6 protein-coding genes are annotated in these 17,933 nt (G+C 74.1%); 5 read left to right on the forward strand and 1 reads right to left on the reverse strand.

From position 1 onward, the window contains the following. Positions 1–9: 9 nt before the first annotated feature. The 5 genes from BLW85_RS34325 (at position 10) to BLW85_RS34345 (ending at position 14,249) form a co-directional block, all read left to right on the forward strand. Complete coding sequence (locus tag BLW85_RS34325) at positions 10–10,173, forward strand: type I polyketide synthase (protein ID WP_074995148.1); 10,164 nt, start codon at positions 10–12, stop codon at positions 10,171–10,173. Between the two features lie 61 nt (positions 10,174–10,234). Beyond that, on the forward strand, positions 10,235–11,491 hold the full coding sequence (ccrA, locus tag BLW85_RS34330; RefSeq protein ID WP_074995150.1) for a crotonyl-CoA carboxylase/reductase: 1,257 nt from the start codon (positions 10,235–10,237) through the stop codon (positions 11,489–11,491). A 42-nt stretch (positions 11,492–11,533) separates the two neighbouring features. After that, positions 11,534–12,724: a cytochrome P450 gene (locus tag BLW85_RS34335; RefSeq protein ID WP_074995152.1), complete on the forward strand. Its 1,191-nt coding sequence runs from the start codon at positions 11,534–11,536 to the stop codon at positions 12,722–12,724. A gap of 72 nt (positions 12,725–12,796) precedes the next feature. Beyond that, on the forward strand, positions 12,797–14,011 hold the full coding sequence (locus BLW85_RS34340) for a cytochrome P450 (RefSeq protein WP_070023131.1): 1,215 nt from the start codon (positions 12,797–12,799) through the stop codon (positions 14,009–14,011). Positions 14,012–14,054: 43 nt separating this feature from the next. Continuing rightward, positions 14,055–14,249, forward strand: a complete 195-nt coding sequence (locus tag BLW85_RS34345) for a ferredoxin (RefSeq protein ID WP_070023132.1) — start codon at positions 14,055–14,057, stop codon at positions 14,247–14,249. An 87-nt stretch (positions 14,250–14,336) separates the two neighbouring features. On the opposite strand, the gene BLW85_RS34350 is transcribed toward BLW85_RS34345, so the two are convergent. Further along, complete coding sequence (locus BLW85_RS34350) at positions 14,337–17,723, reverse strand: ATP-binding protein (protein ID WP_074995155.1); 3,387 nt, start codon at positions 17,721–17,723, stop codon at positions 14,337–14,339. Positions 17,724–17,933 lie beyond the last annotated feature (210 nt).

Raw genomic sequence — 17,933 nt, forward strand, 5'->3', positions numbered from 1 at the left:
ATGAGGCGAATGAGCAGCAACGAAGACAGGCTTCTCGAGTATCTCAAGCGCGTCACCGGAGACCTGCGACAGGTCCGGGAGCGCCTGCGCGAGGTCGAGGAGAAGGACCGGGACCCCGTCGCGATCGTCGGCATGGCGTGCCGGTATCCGGGTGGGGTGCGGTCGCCGGAGGACCTGTGGCGGCTGGTGGTGTCCGGCGGCGACGCGGTCGGTGACTTCCCCGCGGACCGCGGCTGGGACGTGGACGGCATCTACGACCCGGACCCGGCAGCGGCGGGGAAGACGTACGCGCGCCGGGGTGGATTCCTGTACGAGGCGGGGGAGTTCGACGCGGGGTTCTTCGGGATCAGTCCGCGCGAGGCCGTGGCGATGGATCCGCAGCAGCGGTTGCTGCTGGAGACGACGTGGGAGGCGTTCGAGCGGGCGGGCATCGACGCGGAGTCGGTGCGGGGCAGTCGTACCGGTGTCTTCGTCGGCTCCGGCTACCAGGACTACGTCAACCTCCTGGTCGGGCTGGGCGGTGAGTCCGACGGCCATCTCGGGACCGGCAACTCCGCCAGTGTGATGTCCGGTCGCATCGCCTACACCTTCGGCCTGGAGGGTCCCGCCGTCACCGTCGACACGGCCTGCTCGTCCTCGCTGGTGGCCCTGCACTGGGCGATCCAGGCGCTGCGCGGCGGCGAGTGCTCGATGGCGCTCGCCGGCGGCGTGATGGTGATGACCACCCCGACCGCGTTCGTGGAGTTCAGCCGGCAGCGCGGGCTGGCCCCCGACGGCCGCTGCAAGGCGTTCGGCGCCGGCGCGGACGGCACGGGCTGGGCGGAGGGCGTGGGCATGCTCCTGGTGGAGCGGCTGTCCGACGCCCGCAGGAACGGGCACGAGGTACTGGCCGTCGTGCGGGGCAGCGCCGTGAACCAGGACGGTGCGTCGAACGGTCTGACGGCGCCCAACGGTCCCGCGCAGCAGCGGGTGATCCGGCAGGCGCTGGCCTCGGCCGGTCTGTCTCCCGCCCAGGTCGACGCCGTGGAGGCGCACGGCACGGGCACGACGCTGGGCGACCCGATCGAGGCGCAGGCACTCCTCGCGACCTACGGCCAGGACCGTGAACGGCCGCTGTGGCTTGGCTCGTTGAAGTCGAACATCGGGCACGCGCAGGCGGCCGCGGGTGTGGCCGGTGTGATCAAGATGGTGCTGGCGATGCGGCACGGAGTGCTGCCGCGGACCCTGCACGCGGATGAGCCGTCGCCGCACGTGGACTGGTCGGCGGGCGCGGTACGGCTGCTGACCGAGGCCGTCGACTGGCCGGAGACCGACCACCCGCGCCGGGCCGCCGTCTCGTCCTTCGGGGTCAGCGGCACCAACGCCCACACCATCCTCGAACAGGCACCGCCGACCCCGTTCGAGGAGCCCGACCAGAGCCCCGCCGACGGCCCCCTGGCGTGGGTGCTCTCCGCCCGGAGCGACGCGGCACTGCGGGACCAGGCCGCCCGGCTGCTGACCCTCGCGCGGACTGAGGCCCCGCCGCAGGACATCGGGCTGTCGCTGGCCACGACCCGCGCGGCCATGCGCCACCGGGCCGCGATCGTGGGCGAGGACCGAGCAGAACTCGTCGCCGCACTTGAGGAGTTGGCCGGCGGAACCCCGTCGGCACGGGTGCTGCGGGGGCATCCGACCGGCGGCAAGACCGGCTTCCTCTTCTCCGGCCAGGGCTCACAACGCCTCGGCATGGGGCGCGAACTGTACGCGGCGTACCCCGTGTTCGCCGCCGCCTACGACGAGGTGTGCGCGCGTCTGGACGCACCGGTGGATGTGGATGCCGAGTCGCTGCACCGGACCGGGTGTGCCCAGCCCGCGCTCTTCGCGGTGGAGGTGGCGCTGTTCCGCCTCCTCGAATCCTGGGGGGTGCGGCCCGATGTCGTCGTGGGCCACTCCGTGGGGGAGATCGCGGCGGCGCACGTGGCTGGTGCGCTGTCCTTGGACGACGCGGCGAAGCTGGTCTCCGCGCGCGCCGCGCTGATGCAGGCCCTGCCCGCGGGCGGCGCGATGGTCGCCGTACAGGCCACGGAAGCGGAAGTGCTGCCCCACCTCACCGAGGAGGTGACCGTCGCCGCCGTCAACGGGCCCTCCTCGGTGGTGATCTCCGGGACCGAGGCGGCGGTCCTGGCGATCGCCGGGGACTTCGCCCGACAGGGCCGTAAGACGTCCCGGTTGAAGGTCAGTCACGCGTTCCACTCGCCGCTGATGGAGCCGATGCTGGAGGAGTTCGCCCGCGTCGTCGGCGGGCTGGTGTTCAACGAACCGAAGGTTCCTGTCGTTTCGAACCTGACGGGTGCTCTGGTCGAGTCGTACACCCCGGAGTACTGGGTGCGGCATGTGCGTGAGGCGGTCCGGTTCGCCGACGGCATCGAGACCCTGCACGACCTCGGAGTCCGGGTCTATGTGGAGATCGGTCCGGGTGGAGTCCTGAGCGGCATGGCGCAGGGCTGCCTGGAGGACGTCGTCACCGTGCCCCTCCTTCGTGGTGACCGCTCTGAGCGGTCGGCGCTGGTGACGGGCCTGGCCCAACTGCACACGCGTGGCGTGCCGGTGGACTGGAAGGTGTTCTTCGCGGGTGCGCGCAGGACCGGTCTGCCGACGTACGCCTTCCAGCACGAGCGGTACTGGGTCAAGCCGCCGGAGCCTGTCGCCGCCGTGGTGGACCCGGTGGAGGCGGAGTTCTGGGAGACGGTGGAGCGTGAGGATTTGGCGGCCCTCGCGCAGACGCTGGACGTCGATGCGGGGGACACGTTCGGCGAGGTGGTGCCCAGGCTCTCGTCCTGGCGGCGGCAGCGCAGGGAGCGAGCCGCCGTGGACGGCTGGCGCTACCACGAGTCCTGGCAGCGCCTGCCCCGGCTCGCCCCCACCGGCCCCGGCGGCACCTGGCTGCTGGCCCTGCCGCAAGAGGAGGACGAGCAGACCGCCGCCGTCCGTGCCGTGCTCACCGCTCGCGGCGCCACCCTGAAGACACTGGTCGTCGACGCGACACATGAACGGACCGCACTGGCACGGGAGTTGGCGGAGATCGGGCCGGTGGACGGCGTGCTGTCCCTGCTCCTCACCGATGACCCGGTGCTGCCCACCCTGCTGCTCGTCCAGGCCCTGGGCGACGCCGGGACCGACGCCCCGCTGTGGTGCCTCACCTCGGGCGCGGTGGCCGTCGGCGGCTCCGACACCGTACGCGACGCCCGGCACGCCCAGGTCTGGGGCCTCGGCCGCACCGTCGCCCTGGAACAGCCCCGGCGCTGGGGCGGCCTGATCGACCTGCCGCAGACCCTCGACGCCCAGGCCGCCGGACACCTCGCCGATGTACTGGGACGCGCGCTGACGACCCGACGGCAGAGCGACGGGACAGGCCCACGGGCCGCGGGCCGGACGGGCCGGTGGGCGGAGGACCAGCTCGCCGTCCGCGCCTCCGGCGTCCACGCCCGGCGGCTCGCCCACGCGCCGGCCCGCGCCGCCACCCGCCGCTGGCAGCCCCGCGGCACCGTCCTCGTCACCGGCGGCACGGGCGCGCTGGGTAGCCATGTCGCCCGCTGGCTGGCGCGCGGCGGGGCCGAACACCTTGTCCTCACCAGCCGCCGGGGCGCGGACGCCCCGGGCGCCGCCGCCCTGCGCGGCGAACTGGAGGCGCTCGGCGCCCGGGTCACCCTCGCCGCCTGCGACATCGCCGACCGCGCCGCCGTCGCCGCCCTGCTCGCCGGGCACACCTTCACCGCCGTCGTGCACGCCGCCGGGGTCGCCGACGCCGGGCTCGTGGACGCCACCACCCCGGCCGCCTTCACCGCCGCGCTCGCCGCCAAGGCCGGCGGCGCGGCACACCTGGACGAACTGCTGGGCGACCGGGAACTCGACGCCTTCGTGCTCTTCTCCTCCATCTCCGGCGTCTGGGGCAGCGGCGGCCAGGGCGCCTACGCCGCGGGCAACGCCTTCCTCGACGCCCTCGCCCGGCGGCGCCGCGCCCGCGGCCTGACCGCCACCGCCGTCTCCTGGGGCCCCTGGGCCGACGGCGGCATGGTCGAGGACGGCGACGACGAGGAGCGGCTTCGCCGCCGCGGCCTGCGCACGATGCCCCCCGCGGCGGCGATCACGGCGCTACAGCGCGCGCTCGACCGTGACGAGACCCAGCTGACCGTGGCCGACGTCGACTGGGCCCGCTTCATCGTGCCGTTCACCCTCGGCCGGCCCAGCCCGCTCCTCGGCGACCTGCCCGAGGTGCGCGCGACGCTCGCCGAGGACGCCCCCGAGGAGGGGCACGGCTTTGGGGCGCTCGCCGAGCACCTCGCCGGACTGCCGCCCGAGGACCGCACCCGCACCCTGGTGGAGCTCGTGCGCACGCACGCCGCCGCCGTCCTCGGCCACCGCACGGCGGGCGCCGTCGACGCCGACCGGCCCTTCCGGGACCTCGGCTTCGACTCCCTCACCGCCGTGGAACTGCGCAACCGGCTCAACGGGGCCACCGGGCTCGTCCTGCCCACGACGCTGGTCTTCGACCACCCCACGGCGGCCGACCTGGCCGCCCACCTGGTCGCCGAACTCACCGGCGACCGGGCCGAGCCGGCCACCGAAGCGGCGGCCGGCGCCGTGCTGGACGAACCGATCGCCATCATCGCGATGGCCTGCCGCTACCCCGGCGACGTGCGCTCGCCCGAGGACCTGTGGGAACTGGTCGCCACCGGCCGCGACGCGATCTCCCGCTTCCCCGGCAACCGCGGCTGGGACGTCGAGGCGCTCTACCACCCGGACCCCGACCACCCCGGCACCACCTACACCGTCCACGGCGGATTCCTGCACGACGCCGACGAGTTCGACCCCACGGTCTTCGGCATCAGCCCGCGCGAGGCCGTCGCCATGGACCCGCAGCAGCGCCTGCTCCTGGAGACCACCTGGGAAGCCTTCGAGCGTGCCGGGATCGCGCCCGACGCGATGCGCTCCACCGCCACGGGCGTCTTCGTCGGCTCCGGCTACCAGGACTACACCGGCCGCCCGCTCAAGGTCCCCGACGGCGTCGAGGGCTACCTCCCCAGCGGCAACGCGGCCAGCGTGATCTCCGGCCGCCTCTCCTACGCCTTCGGCCTGCAAGGGCCCTCCGTCACCGTCGACACCGCGTGCTCGTCCTCGCTGACCGCCCTCCACCTCGCCGTGCAGGCACTGCGGAACGGCGAGTGCGCCATGGCGCTGGCCGGCGGCGTCATGGTGATGACCGGACCGTCCGCGTTCACGATGTCGAGCCGGCAGCGCGCCCTGTCCGCCGACGGCCGCTGCAAGGCGTTCTCCTCATCCGCCGACGGCACCGGCTTCGCCGAGGGCGTGGGCCTGGTCCTGGTGGAGCGGCTGTCCGACGCACGACGCAACGGACACCGGGTACTGGCCGTCGTCCGGGGCAGCGCGGTCAACCAGGACGGCGCCTCCAACGGCCTGACCGCGCCCAGCGGCAGGGCCCAGCAGCAGGTCATCCGGCAAGCACTGGCCAACGCCCGGCTCGCGCCGCACGAGGTGGACGCCGTGGAGGCCCACGGCACCGGAACCCGGCTCGGCGACCCGATCGAGGCACAGGCACTGCTGGCCACCTACGGCAGGGAACGCGCCGGGGACCGGCCGCTGTGGCTCGGCTCGCTGAAGTCGAACATCGGGCACGCGCAGGCCGCCGCGGGTGTCGGCGGCGTCATCAAGATGGTGATGGCCATGCGCCACGGCGTCCTGCCCCGGACCCTGCACGTCGACGAGCCCACCCCGGACGTCGACTGGTCCAGCGGCACCGTGCGCCTGCTCACCGAGCAGACCGCCTGGCCCGACCAGGACAGGCCCCGGCGCGCCGCCCTCTCCTCGTTCGGACTGAGCGGCACCAACGTGCACACCATCATCGAACAGGCCCCCGAGACGCCCCCGGCACCCGCCACCGGGGGACAGGCCCCCGAGACACACCCGGCGCCCGCCACCGGCGACGGCCACACCCCTTCGACACTCCCCGCGCCCACCGCCGACGCCCACGCCCCCTCGGCACCCCAGGCCCTCCCCTGGGCGCTGTCCGCGAAGAGCGTCCGGGCCCTGCGCGCGCAGGCCCGCCGGCTGCTGGACCACCTCGACCGCGCCGAGGACCTCGCCCCGGCCGACATCGGTCACACCCTCCTCACCACACGCGCCCGGCTGGAGCAGCGGGCCGTGGTCGTCGGCCACGACCGGCAGGAGCTGCGGGCCGGGCTCGCGGCGCTCGCCGACGGCCGGCCCGCCGACACCGTGGTACAGGGCACCGCCACGGCCCGCGGCAAGGTCGCCTTCGTCTTCCCCGGGCACGGTTCCCAGTGGCCGGAGATGGCCCGCGAACTCCTGGACACCGCCCCGGCCTTCGCCGAACAGGCGCGCGCCTGCGCCGAGGCGTTCGCCCCCTACCTCGACTGGCCGCTGCTCGACGTCCTGCGCGCCGAACCGGACGCGCCGAGCGTCGCCGAGGTGGAGGTCGCCCAGCCCGCCCTGTTCGCGGTGATGGTGTCGCTGGCGGCCCTGTGGCGTTCCTACGGCCTGACGCCCGCAGCCGTCGTCGGCCACTCACAGGGCGAGGTCGCCGCCGCGTACGTCGCGGGCGCCCTGACCCTGGACGACGCGGCGCGGATCGTGGCCCTGCGCAGCCGCTCGCTGACCAAGCTCATCGGCAAGGGCGCCATGCTCGCGGTCGCCATGCCCGCCGAGCAGGCCCGCGCGCGGCTGGAGAAGTACGGCGACCGGCTCGCGGTCGCCGCCGTGAACGGGCCCGCCGCCCTGACCGTCACCGGGGAACCCGACGCGGTCGACGCGCTCCTGGCGGAACTGGAGGCCGAGGGCGTACGCGTGCGCAAGGTGCGCGGCGCCACCGGCGCCGGGCACTCCGCCCAGGTCGAAAGCCTGCGCCCCGAACTCCTCGACCTGCTCGCCCCGGTCGCACCGACCGCCGCGGACATCCCCTTCTACTCCACCGTGACCGGCACCCTCCTGGACACCACCGCCCTGGACGCCGAGTACTGGTACCGCAACGCGCGGCACACGGTCGAGTTCGAGGCGACCGTACGGACGCTGCTGGCCGACGGGCACGGGACGTTCGTCGAGTGCAGCCCGCACCCGCTGCTGGCCGACGCGGTGCAGGAGATCGCGGAGGAGGCCGACGCCGAGGCGGTCACCGGCGGCTCGCTGCGCAGGGGCCGGGGCGGCTTGGACCGCTTCCTGCGCTCCGCGTCCGAACTGCACGTGAACGGCGTGTCCGTGGACCTGACGGTGCCCTTCGCCGGGCGTCCGGTACGGCGTGTGGAACTGCCGACGTACGCGTTCCAGCGGCAGCGGTACTGGCTGGAGAGCGCCGACTCGGTGCCCGCGGGCACCGATCCCGTCGAGGCCGGGTTCTGGCACCTGGTGGAGAACGCGGACCTGCCCGCCCTCACCGACGAGTTCGGGCCCGACGCCGCCGCCCTCGTCGCCCCGGCGCTGCCGGCGCTGTCCGCGTGGCGCCGACGCGGCCGGGAGAAGTCCACGGTGGACGGCTGGCGTTACCGCGTCCGCTTCCGGCGGCTCACCGACCACCCGGCACCCGACCTGGAAGGCCCCTGGCTCGCCGTCCTCCCCGCCGGACGGGCGGACGAACAGTGGGCGCCCTGCGTCGTCGGCGTGCTCGGCGCCCACGGCGCCAAGGTGCGGGTCGTCGAACTCCCCGTCGACTGCGACCGCGCGGCAGCCGCGCACCGGCTCACCGAGGAACTCGACGGCGAACGGCCCGCGGGCGTCCTGTCGTTGCTCGGCCTCGCCCCCGGCAGCCACCCGGCCCACCCGACGCTGTCCGCGAGCCTCGCCACCACCGTCACCCTGGTCCAGGCGCTCGGCGACGCCGGCATCGAGGCACCGCTGTGGTGCGCGACCCGCGGCGCCGTCTCCACCGGGGCCGGCGACCCGCTGTTCGACGCCGGTCAGGCACAGCTGTGGGGCCTCGGCATCGTCGCCGCGCTGGAACTGCCCCGGCGCTGGGGCGGACTCGTGGACCTGCCCGCGAAGCCGGACGAGCACGCGCTGCGCCGCCTGGCCGGAGTGCTGGCCCAGCACGACGAGGACCAGCTCGCCGTCCGTGCCGACGGCGTGTACGCCCGCCGCCTGGTCCGGGCACGGCCCGCCGACACGGAGCCCACGACCCCCTGGCGGCCGCGCGGCACCGTCCTGGTCACCGGCGGAACGGGCGGCGTGGGCCGGCACCTCGCCCGCTGGCTGGCCGGCGCGGGAGCCCGGCACCTGGTGCTCACGAGCCGGCGCGGGCCCGACGCCCCCGGCGCCCGGGAACTGCGCGCGGAGCTGACCGCCCTGGGCGCCGAAGTGACCATCGCCGCCTGCGACATCGCCGACCGCGACGCGCTCGCCCGGCTGCTCGCCGGCATCGAGGCCCGGCACCCCCTCACCGCGGTGCTGCACGCCGCCGGCACGGCACGCTCCTCCCTGCTGGCCGACGCGCACCTCGACGAGTTCGCCGAAGCCGCGGCCGCCAAGGTCACCGGCGCCCGCAACCTGGACGAACTGCTCGACGGCCGCGAGCTGGACGCGTTCGTCCTGTTCGCCTCCGGCGCCGGCGTCTGGGGCAGCGGCGGCCAGGCCTCCTACGCCTGCGCCAACGCCTTCCTCGACGCCCTCGCACTGCGGCGGCGGGCCCGGGGCCTGACCGCGACCTCGGTCGCCTGGGGCGGCTGGGCGGGCGGCGGCATGGTCGACGACACGGTCCAGGAGCGCGGCGAGCGGCGGGGCCTCGGCGTCATGCCCCCCGAACTCGCGATCTCGGCCCTGCACCGGGCCGTCGGGCACGACGAGGCCGCCCTCACCGTCGCCCCGATCGACTGGGAGAAGTTCCTGCCCGCCTTCACCGTGGCCCGGCCCAGCCCACTGCTGAGCGAACTGCCCGACGTACAGCGGCTGTTGGCGGCGGAGCGGACCGCCGACGCGGAGACCGGCGACGGCGCGGGCCCCGCGCCCGAACTCGCCGCGCTCGCCCCGGCCGAGCGGGAGGAGTGGCTGCTGGAGCACATCCGTGCGCAGAGCGCCGTGGTCCTCGGCCACACGTCGGCCGAGGACGTGGGGCCCACCGCGCACTTCCTGGAACTCGGCTTCGACTCGCTCACCGCGATCGACCTGCGCCGGCGCCTGGCGGCGACGACCGGTCTGCGGCTGCCCGCCGGACTGGCCTTCGACCACCCCACGCCCGCCAGGCTCGCCAAGCACCTGCTGACCCGGCTCGGGGACACCGGCGGCGGCACGCCGGAGCGGCCCGCCGACCTGCTGGTCCAGCTCTACCGGCACGCCAGCGAGACCGGGACGGCCGCCGAGGCCATGGGCATGCTGATGGACGCCGCCCGCTTCCGGCCCTCGTTCGACCGGCCCGGCGAACTGACCGAGCCGCCCGCCCCGGTACGGCTGTCACACGGCGAGGGCCCCGTCACGCTGATGTGCGTCTCGCCGTACGTCGTACCGGCCGGCGCCCACCAGTACGCCCGGTTCGCCGCCCCCTTCCGCGGCCGGCTGGACGTGTGGGCGCTGGTCAACCCCGGCTACGAGCAGGCCGAGCCGGTCCCGTCCGACCCGGACGCCGTGCTCCTGCTGCACGCGCGGACCGTACGGGAGCGCGCGGGCGGCAAGCCCGTCGTCCTGCTCGGCTACTCCTCGGGCGGCTGGATCGCCCACGGCGTGGCGGCACACCTGGAGGCCATGGGCGAGCCGCCCGCGGCCGTGGTGATGGTCGACAGCTTCAGCCGCGAGATCCCCTTCGACCACCAGGTGCTCAACGCGATGGCCCAGGCCCAGTCGCGGCGCCTGGACTTCATGAAGTCCGGCGGCGAGCAACTCACCGCGATGGGCCATTACATGCGCCTGTTCGACGAGTGGGACGCGCCGCGGATCGCCGCGCCGACCCTCCTCGTGCGGGCGAGCGAGGCCATGCCGGCCGACACCCCCGTGGACGGCGACGGCCGCGCCGCACCGCCCGAGCACGTGGACACGACCGTCGAAGTGCCCGGCGACCACTACTCGATGCTGGAGGACCACGCCGCCACCACCGCCGCGGCCGTGGACACCTGGCTCGCGGACACCGTCACCGGCCGCACCGGCCCCGCCGTGCCGCCGGACGCGACGACGACCGCATGACCCGCCCGCGACCACCGCGAGCACCCCAAGACCCCGACAGAGCAGACGTGGGAGAGAAATCATGACGAAGGCTCTCTACGAGATCGGCGAGACCCCGCCGCTCGGTGAGGTCCCGGGCCGGATGTACGCCTCGGTGATCCGTCAGGAACGCTTCGGCGAGCCGAAGCAGGCGTTCCGCACCGAGGTCGTCGACACCCCGGCCGTCGGCCGGAGACAGGTGCTGGTCTACGTGATGGCCGCCGGCATCAACTACAACAACGTGTGGTCCTCGCTGGGCAAACCGGTCGACGTCATCGGGATGCGGCAGCGCCAGGGCCGGCCCGAGGACTTCCACATCGGCGGCTCGGAGGCCTCCGGCGTGGTGTGGGCCGTCGGCGCGGGCGTCCGCAACGTCAAGGTCGGTGACCACGTACTGGTCACCAGCGGCCAGTGGGACGAAACCGCCGCCGACATCCGCCTCGGCAGGGACCCGCTGGCCTCGGAGAGCATCAGGGCCTGGGGCTACGAGACCAACTACGGCTCCTTCGCCCAGTTCTGCCGCGTCGACGAGTACCAGTGCCACCCCAAGCCCGCCCATCTGACCTGGGAGGAGTCCGCCGCCTTCCTGCTGACCGGGCCCACCGCCTACCGGCAGCTGTTCGGCTGGCAGGGCCACACGGTCCGCCCCGGCGACCCCGTGCTGATCTGGGGCGGCGCGGGCGGCCTCGGCTCCATGGCCATCCAGCTCGTGAAGCTGGCCGGCGGCATCCCGATCGCCGTCGTCTCCAGCGAGGACCGCTCCGCGTACTGCCGCCGCCTCGGCGCGGCGGGCACCATCGACCGCCGCGACTTCGACCACTGGGGCCGGCTGCCCGACGTCGGGGACGCCGAGGCCTCGGCACGGTTCCTGCGCGGCGCCCGCGGGGTCGGCAAGAGGATCTGGGAGATCCTCGGCGAGCGCAAGTCCCCGCGGATCGTGCTGGAACACAGCGGCCAGGACACCCTGCCGACCTCGATGTACCTGTGCGACAACGCCGGCATGGTGGTGATCTGCGGCGGTACCTCCGGCTACAACGGGGACGTCGACCTGCGCCACCTGTGGATGCGCTCCAAGCGCCTCCAGGGCTCGCACTACGCGGACGCCCGCGAGTGCCGCGAGGTCATCAACCTCGTCGGCGCCGGCATGCTCGACCCCTGCCTGTCCGCCTGCGAGGGCTTCCAGGACGTCGGGCGCATGCACCAGATGATGCACGACAACGTGCACCCCTCCGGGAACATGGCCGTCCTCGTGAACGCGCCCCGGCGCGGCGAGACCTCGGTCGAACTCGCCGCGGCCTGACCCGGCCGTCCCCAACCCCCTCCCACCAGCGCTAGGAGAGTCATGCCCGAGCCCGCCCCCGCCGTGCCCAAGGCCCGCAGCTGCCCGTTCCTGCCGCCGGACGGCATCGCCGACGTCCGGGCAGCCGCCCCGGTGACCCGGGCCACCTTCACCAGCGGCCACGAGGCCTGGCTGGTGACCGGCTACGAGGAGGTCCGCGCCCTGCTGCGCGACCCGTCCTTCAGTGTCCGGGTGCCTTACGCGCTGCACACCCAGGACGGCGTCGTCACCCAGAAGCCCGGCCGCGGCAGCCTGCTGTGGCAGGACGAGCCGGAGCACACCGCGGACCGCAAGCTGCTCGCCAAGGAGTTCACCGTCCGCCGCATGCAGGCGTTACGGCCGAACATCCAGCGCATCGTCGACGAACACCTCGACGCGATCGAGGCGCGGGGCGGCCCGGTCGACCTGGTGAAGACCTTCGCCAATCCGGTGCCCTCCATGGTGATCTCCGACCTGTTCGGCGTCCCGGTCGAACGCCGGGCGGAGTTCCAGGAGATCGCCGAGGCGATGATGCGGGTCGACCAGGACGCCGCCGCCACCGAGGCCGCCGGCATGCGGCTGGGCGGGCTGCTGTACCAGCTCGTCCAAGAGCGCCGCGACACCCCAGGGGACGACCTGATCTCGGCGCTGATCACCACCGAGGACCCCGACGGCGTCGTCGACGACATGTTCCTCATGAACGCCGCCGGCACCCTGCTGATCGCCGCCCACGACACCACCGCCTGCATGATCGGCCTCGGCGCGGCCCTGCTCCTCGACCGCCCCGACCAGCTGGCCCTGCTGCGCGAGGACCCGTCGCTGGTCGGCAACGCGGTGGAGGAGCTGCTGCGCTACCTCACCATCGGCCAGTTCGGCGGCGAGCGCGTCGCCACCCGGGACGTGGAACTCGGCGGCGTGCGCATCGCCGCGGGCGAGCAGGTCGTCGCGCACGTCCTCGCCGCCGACTTCGACCCCGCGTTCGTGGACGACCCGGAACGCTTCGACATCACCCGCCGCCCCGCCCCGCACCTCGCGTTCGGCTTCGGCGCGCACCAGTGCATCGGCCAGCAACTCGCCCGCATCGAGCTGCAGATCGTCTTCGAGAGCCTGTTCCGGCGCTTCCCGACCCTGCGCCTGGCCAAGCCCGTCTCGGAGCTGCGCTTCCGCACCGACATGGTCTTCTACGGCGTCCACGAGCTGCCCGTCACCTGGTGAACCCCGCCGGCTCCCCGCGGCCCCGCACGAACCGCTGAACGACCGCACCGCCGACCGCCCGAAAGGCACGATATGACCGAGACCGACATCAGCCGCTCCGCGCCGTCGGCCCCGCCCTTCCCACAGGACCGGACCTGCCCCTACCAGCCGCCGGAGGCCTACACGCGGTGGCGGGGCGACGGCCCGCTGACCCGGGTCACGCTCTTCGACGGGCGGCCGGCGTGGCTGATCACCGGGCACGCCGAGGGCCGCGCGCTGCTCGCCGACCCCCGGCTGTCCTCCGACTGGGGGCACCCGGTCTTCCCGGTCGTCGTCCGGCGCACCGAGGGCCGCGGCGGGCTCGCGTTCCCGCTGATCGGCGTCGACGACCCGCTGCACGCCCGGCAGCGCCGCATGCTCATCCCGAGCTTCGGCGTCAAACGCATGAACGCGATCCGCCCCAGGCTCCAGGGCCTGGTGGACCGGCTCCTGGACGACATGCTGGCGAAGGGGCCGGTCGTCGACCTGGTGTCGGCCTTCGCGCTGCCGGTGCCCTCCATGGCCATCTGCGAACTGCTCGGCGTCCCCTACGGCGACCACGACTTCTTCGAGGAGTGCTCCCGCGACTTCGTGGGCGCCGCTACATCGGCGGAGGCCGACGCGGCCTTCGCCCAGCTGTACACGTACCTGCACGGCCTGGTCGCCAAGAAGCAGGCCGAGCCCGGTGACGGCCTGCTCGACGAGCTGATCGCCCGCCAGCTGGAGGAGGGCGGGCTGGACCACGACGAGGTGGTCATGATCGCGCTGGTCCTGCTGGTGGCCGGCCACGAGACCACGGTCAACGCCATCGCCCTCGGCGCCCTCACGCTCATGCAGCACCCGGAACAGATCGACGTGCTGCTGAGCGACCCCGACGCGGTGCCGCGCGCGGTCGAGGAACTGCTGCGGTTCACCTCCGTCTCCGACTACCTGGTCCGGATGGCCACGCAGGAGATCGAGGTCGGCGGCGAGACCATCAGGGCCGGGGACGCGGTGCTGGTCTCCATCACGCTGATGAACCGCGACGCCGGGGCGTACGAGGACCCCGACGTCTTCGACGCCCGGCGCAACGCGCGCCACCACGTCGGCTTCGGCCACGGCATCCACCAGTGCCTCGGGCAGAACCTCGCCCGCGCCGAGCTGGAGATCGCCCTGGGCTCGCTCTTCGCCCGCATCCCCGGCCTGCGGCCGGCCGTGCCCCTGGACGAGGTGCCCATCAAGGCCGGCCACGACGCCCAGGGCCCGATCGAACTCCCCGTCACCTGGTGACAGGGCACGCGTCAGCGGCGGAACGAAAGGAGCGGCCCACGCCATGCGCATCACCATCGACCGCGACCGGTGCATCGGCTCCGGCCAGTGCGTCATGACCGCACCCGGCGTCTTCACCCAGGACGACGACGCGCTCGTCGCCCTCCTCCCGGGACAGGAGGACGGCGCCGGGGACCCGCGCGTGCGCGAGGTGCCCCTGGCCTGCCCGGTACAGGCGGTCACGATCACCGAGGACTGAACGGCGACGGCCGTGCGGCACCGGCCGCACCCGCGCGAGCGGTGGCTCCCCCAAAACGGGGGCCGCCGCTCGCCCGTTCCTGCCTTGTCACGTCGACACGGAGCCGTGCCCCAGCAGTTCGTGCAGCAGCGGGGTCGCGGGCAGCGCCGGATGGAGGTACACGCGCTCGCGGCGCTGTTCGACGGCGGCCAGCAACGCCCGGAAGGTGTTCCTCGCGTCCTCGGTCCGGCCGCCCAGATGCTGCGCCTGGCCCAGCAGGCCCAGGTGCAGCGGGTGCCGTAAGGACGTTCTGGACCGGCCCAGTTCGGCCAGCGAGGTCTGCATGAGGGCGAGGCCGTCGTCATGGTCCCCCGCGTGCGCCAGGCCCCACCCCTGGACGACGCCGAGCATCGCCTTCCAGTACAGCAGGCCGTATTGCCCCGCGACCCGTACGCCCTCGTCGGCCGCCACGAGGGCGGTGCGGGCGTCGCCCTCCCAGGCCGCCACGATCCCGTCGACGTACAGCGCGAACACGCGGTCGGACGGCCTGCTTTCGTACTCGGTGAGGTTCAGCAGCTCGCGCCGGCGCGCGCTCGCGGTCCCCCGGTGACCGAGGAGCCAGTGGGTGAAGGTGTCGTAGGAACGGCAGGAGACCCGCGGGTCGTGCTGGAACGTACGGGCCAGCACATGACCCTCGCCGGCCAGCCGGTCCGCCATGCCGACGCCGCGCTCCAGCTCGGCCAGTGCCTGCGGCAGCATCCCCCGCACATGCAGCACGATGCCCTCGCCGTACGCCGCACCGAGCGCCGCCACGGGCTCCCGGGTCTGCCGCGAGAGCTCCCGAAGCAGGCCCGACAGCTGCCGCGAGGTGTCGTAGCGGCCGGTGACCAGGTGCGCCGCGCACAGCGCCCAGACCACCGACGGGTCCTCGGGGGCATGCGTGGCCGCGTTCAGCGCACGGCCGCGGGACAGCGCCGTCTCCGCCTCGTGATGGCCGTAACCGCGTGTGGTGGCGAGCACTTGGCCGAGCTGGATGTGCAGCCTCTGCTCCAGCAGCACGGTGGCCGAGTCGTCCGGCGGCAGGAAGCCGACCAGGTGCACCGCGCGGCGCAGCCAGGTCTCCACCTGCTCGTACGCCATGGACTGCTCGGCGTGTTCCGCGGCGAGCAGCAGCCGGGGCAGCACCTCGGCCGCGGGCAGCGCGCTCTTGGCGTGCCAGCTGTGATGGGCCACCCGCTCGATCTCCTCGTCCCCGACCTGGCCGCGCCTGCGGGCGCGCAGCGCGTCGGCGATCCGGGCGTGCAGCAGGTGGCGGTCCTCCCGGGGCAGCTCGTCGACGAGGGTCTCCTGGACCAGGGCGTGCGCGAAGTGCAGCCGCCCCGGATGGTTCGGGTCCTCCCCGAGCAGTCCGGCCCGGATGGCCGACTCGAGCGCGGCGACGACCGGTTCGTCCCGGGTCGCGGTCCGGTGCAGCAGGTCCGTGTCCACCTCGGCGCCGATGACGGCGCACAGCCGGAGCACCCCGAGCACCGGCTCGGGTAACGCGGCGAACCGCTGGTGCAGCGCCTCGCGCACCCCGGCGGGAATGTGCGCGAGGAGCGCGCCGACCGCGTTGGGGTGGTGGAGTTTACGCGCGTCACCCACGAGGGAGAGCAGCTGCATCACGAAGTACGGATTGCCTTCGCTGCGCCGGTGCAGCACCTCTATCACCTCCGGGTCCACGCCGGCTCCCGCGTAGGCCTCGACCAGGGCGCCGACGGCCGCGCGGGACAGTCCGCCCAGCCGCAGCGTCTCGGTGCGGGGACCGCGCAGCACGTCGGAGACCATCCGGCGCAGCGTCGTGTCCGACTCGGCCTCGAACTCCCGCGCGGTCAGCACGATGCCGAGCGGCCGGCCCTGGCAGCGGGTGCCCAGCAGCCGGAGCAGGTCGAGGGAGGCGGTGTCCGCCCATTGCAGATCTTCCAGGAGCAGCACGAGCGGGCGTTGCCCGGCGAGGGCGAGCAGCACCTCGCAGAGGGCGTCGTGGGTGAGGAAGCGGGCCTTGCACCAGTCGGAGGCCCGGCCGGTGTCGCCGGCGGGGACCGGCGACCGCTCCGGCATCAGCGGGGCGAGCAGGGAGCCGTACGGCTTCGTCGCCTCCCGGAAGGCGTCCGGACGGGTGGCGGACAGCCGCCGCAGGACCTGGGTCCACAACCAGTAGGCGGGGACGCCCTCGCCGGGGAAGCAGTGGCCCCAGACCACTTCGAGGCCGGTGCCCTCGTCCTGGGCGTCCATGTTCTCCAGGCGCGCCGCGAGTTCGAGCAACAAGCGGGTCTTCCCGACGCCCGGGGGGCCGAGCACACCGGCCACATGGCCGTGGCCCACGACCGCGCTCGCGGCGGCGGTGGTCAGGCGGTCGAGTTCCTGGCCGCGGCCGGTGAACGGGGACGGCACCGCCGCCCACCCCGATTCCGGGTCCGGGACCTCACCGGTCCCCGGGGCGGTGGCCGGCTCGTGCCCCGGCCAGGGCGCGGGCCGCCAGGGGGCCGCACCGGCCGGGGCGGCGGCGTCCGCCCGCGCGCCCGGCGGCGGTTCGGCCGGTGCCTGCGGGCGCCCGGCGATCCCGGCGCCGCCTGTGTGGGCGACGGCCACCCCGGAGTCGTGCGTCCCGCCGTGCCCGGAACCCGGCGTCCCCCGGGCGGCGGACTCCTTCCGCGCGAGCGGGGCGTACGACGTGCTGGTGGCGCCCTGGGGCTCGGCGGCCGGCCCCTTCGAGGGCGCGCTCGCTCCCGGCTCCTGGCGCAGGATCGCGTTCCTGACCCGGCGCAGCTCGGCCGCGGTGTCCACGCCGAACTCCTCGACCAGATGGCTGCGCGTGCGCTCGTACACCTCCAACGCCTCGGCCTGCCGCCCCAGTTGGGACAGTGCCGTCATGAGGTGGCCGACCAGCCGCTCCCGGGTGGGATGCCGGCGCGCCTCCCCGTCCAGCTCGGCGGCGACCTCCTCGGCCGCGCCGAGCGCCAGCCGCGCCTCCGCACAGGACTCCACGGCGGTGAGCCGGATCTGTTCGAGCCGGGCGCACTCGTCGCTCAGCGGGGGATTGTTGTCGAACTCGGCGTAGGGCGAGCCGCGCCACAGCCCCAGGGCCTCGGTGAGCCGGGCCTGCGCGGTGCACGGATCGCGCTGTTCCAGCAGTCGCCGGCCGTCGGTGACCAGACTCTCGAAGCGGCAGGCGTCGACCTGCTCGGGGCGGAGGTCGAGGACGTACCCGGGCATCCGGTGACGCAGCACCGAAAAATGGCCTGATTCACCCGTGGGCTCCAGTGCCCGGCGCAGATGGGAGACGTGGCTCTGGAGCGTGGCGACGGCGCGGCGGGGCGTTTCGTCGCCCCAGAGTTCCTCGACGAGGAGTTCGGTGGGCACCACGCGGCCCAGGCGGATGAGCAACAGGGCGAGCAGGGTCCGGCGGCGTGGTGGGCCCAGTGGCAGCTCACGCCCGTGGTGTCGCGCCGACATGGGCCCCAGAACGTTCAGTAAGAGCTCAGGTGCGGGCATGACGTTCCCCATCGTTCTCTCGGGCATGGCTGTCTGAGGGCCGGTTTGGAGCTGGTCGGACTCACGCCGCCCCCCTGCGGATCATGACACGGTGAAAGCGCCGATCCGGGCGGATAGCCATCGATTGGCAAGAAAGCGGCAGGTGTTGGGCAAGTATTCCGACAGAGGGTC

Source organism: Streptomyces misionensis (assembly GCF_900104815.1).
Classification (GTDB): Bacteria; Actinomycetota; Actinomycetes; order Streptomycetales; family Streptomycetaceae; genus Streptomyces; species Streptomyces misionensis.

What these genes read in the sequence shown, in the direction of transcription:
- BLW85_RS34325 (WP_074995148.1), top strand. Translation starts at nt 10, where the DNA reads ATGAGCAGCAACGAAGACAGGCTTCTCGAGTATCTCAAGCGCGTCACC.
- ccrA (WP_074995150.1), top strand. Translation starts at nt 10,235, where the DNA reads ATGACGAAGGCTCTCTACGAGATCGGCGAGACCCCGCCGCTCGGTGAG.
- BLW85_RS34335 (WP_074995152.1), top strand. Translation starts at nt 11,534, where the DNA reads ATGCCCGAGCCCGCCCCCGCCGTGCCCAAGGCCCGCAGCTGCCCGTTC.
- BLW85_RS34340 (WP_070023131.1), top strand. Translation starts at nt 12,797, where the DNA reads ATGACCGAGACCGACATCAGCCGCTCCGCGCCGTCGGCCCCGCCCTTC.
- BLW85_RS34345 (WP_070023132.1), top strand. Translation starts at nt 14,055, where the DNA reads ATGCGCATCACCATCGACCGCGACCGGTGCATCGGCTCCGGCCAGTGC.
- BLW85_RS34350 (WP_074995155.1), bottom strand. Translation starts at nt 17,723, where the DNA reads ATGTCGGCGCGACACCACGGGCGTGAGCTGCCACTGGGCCCACCACGC.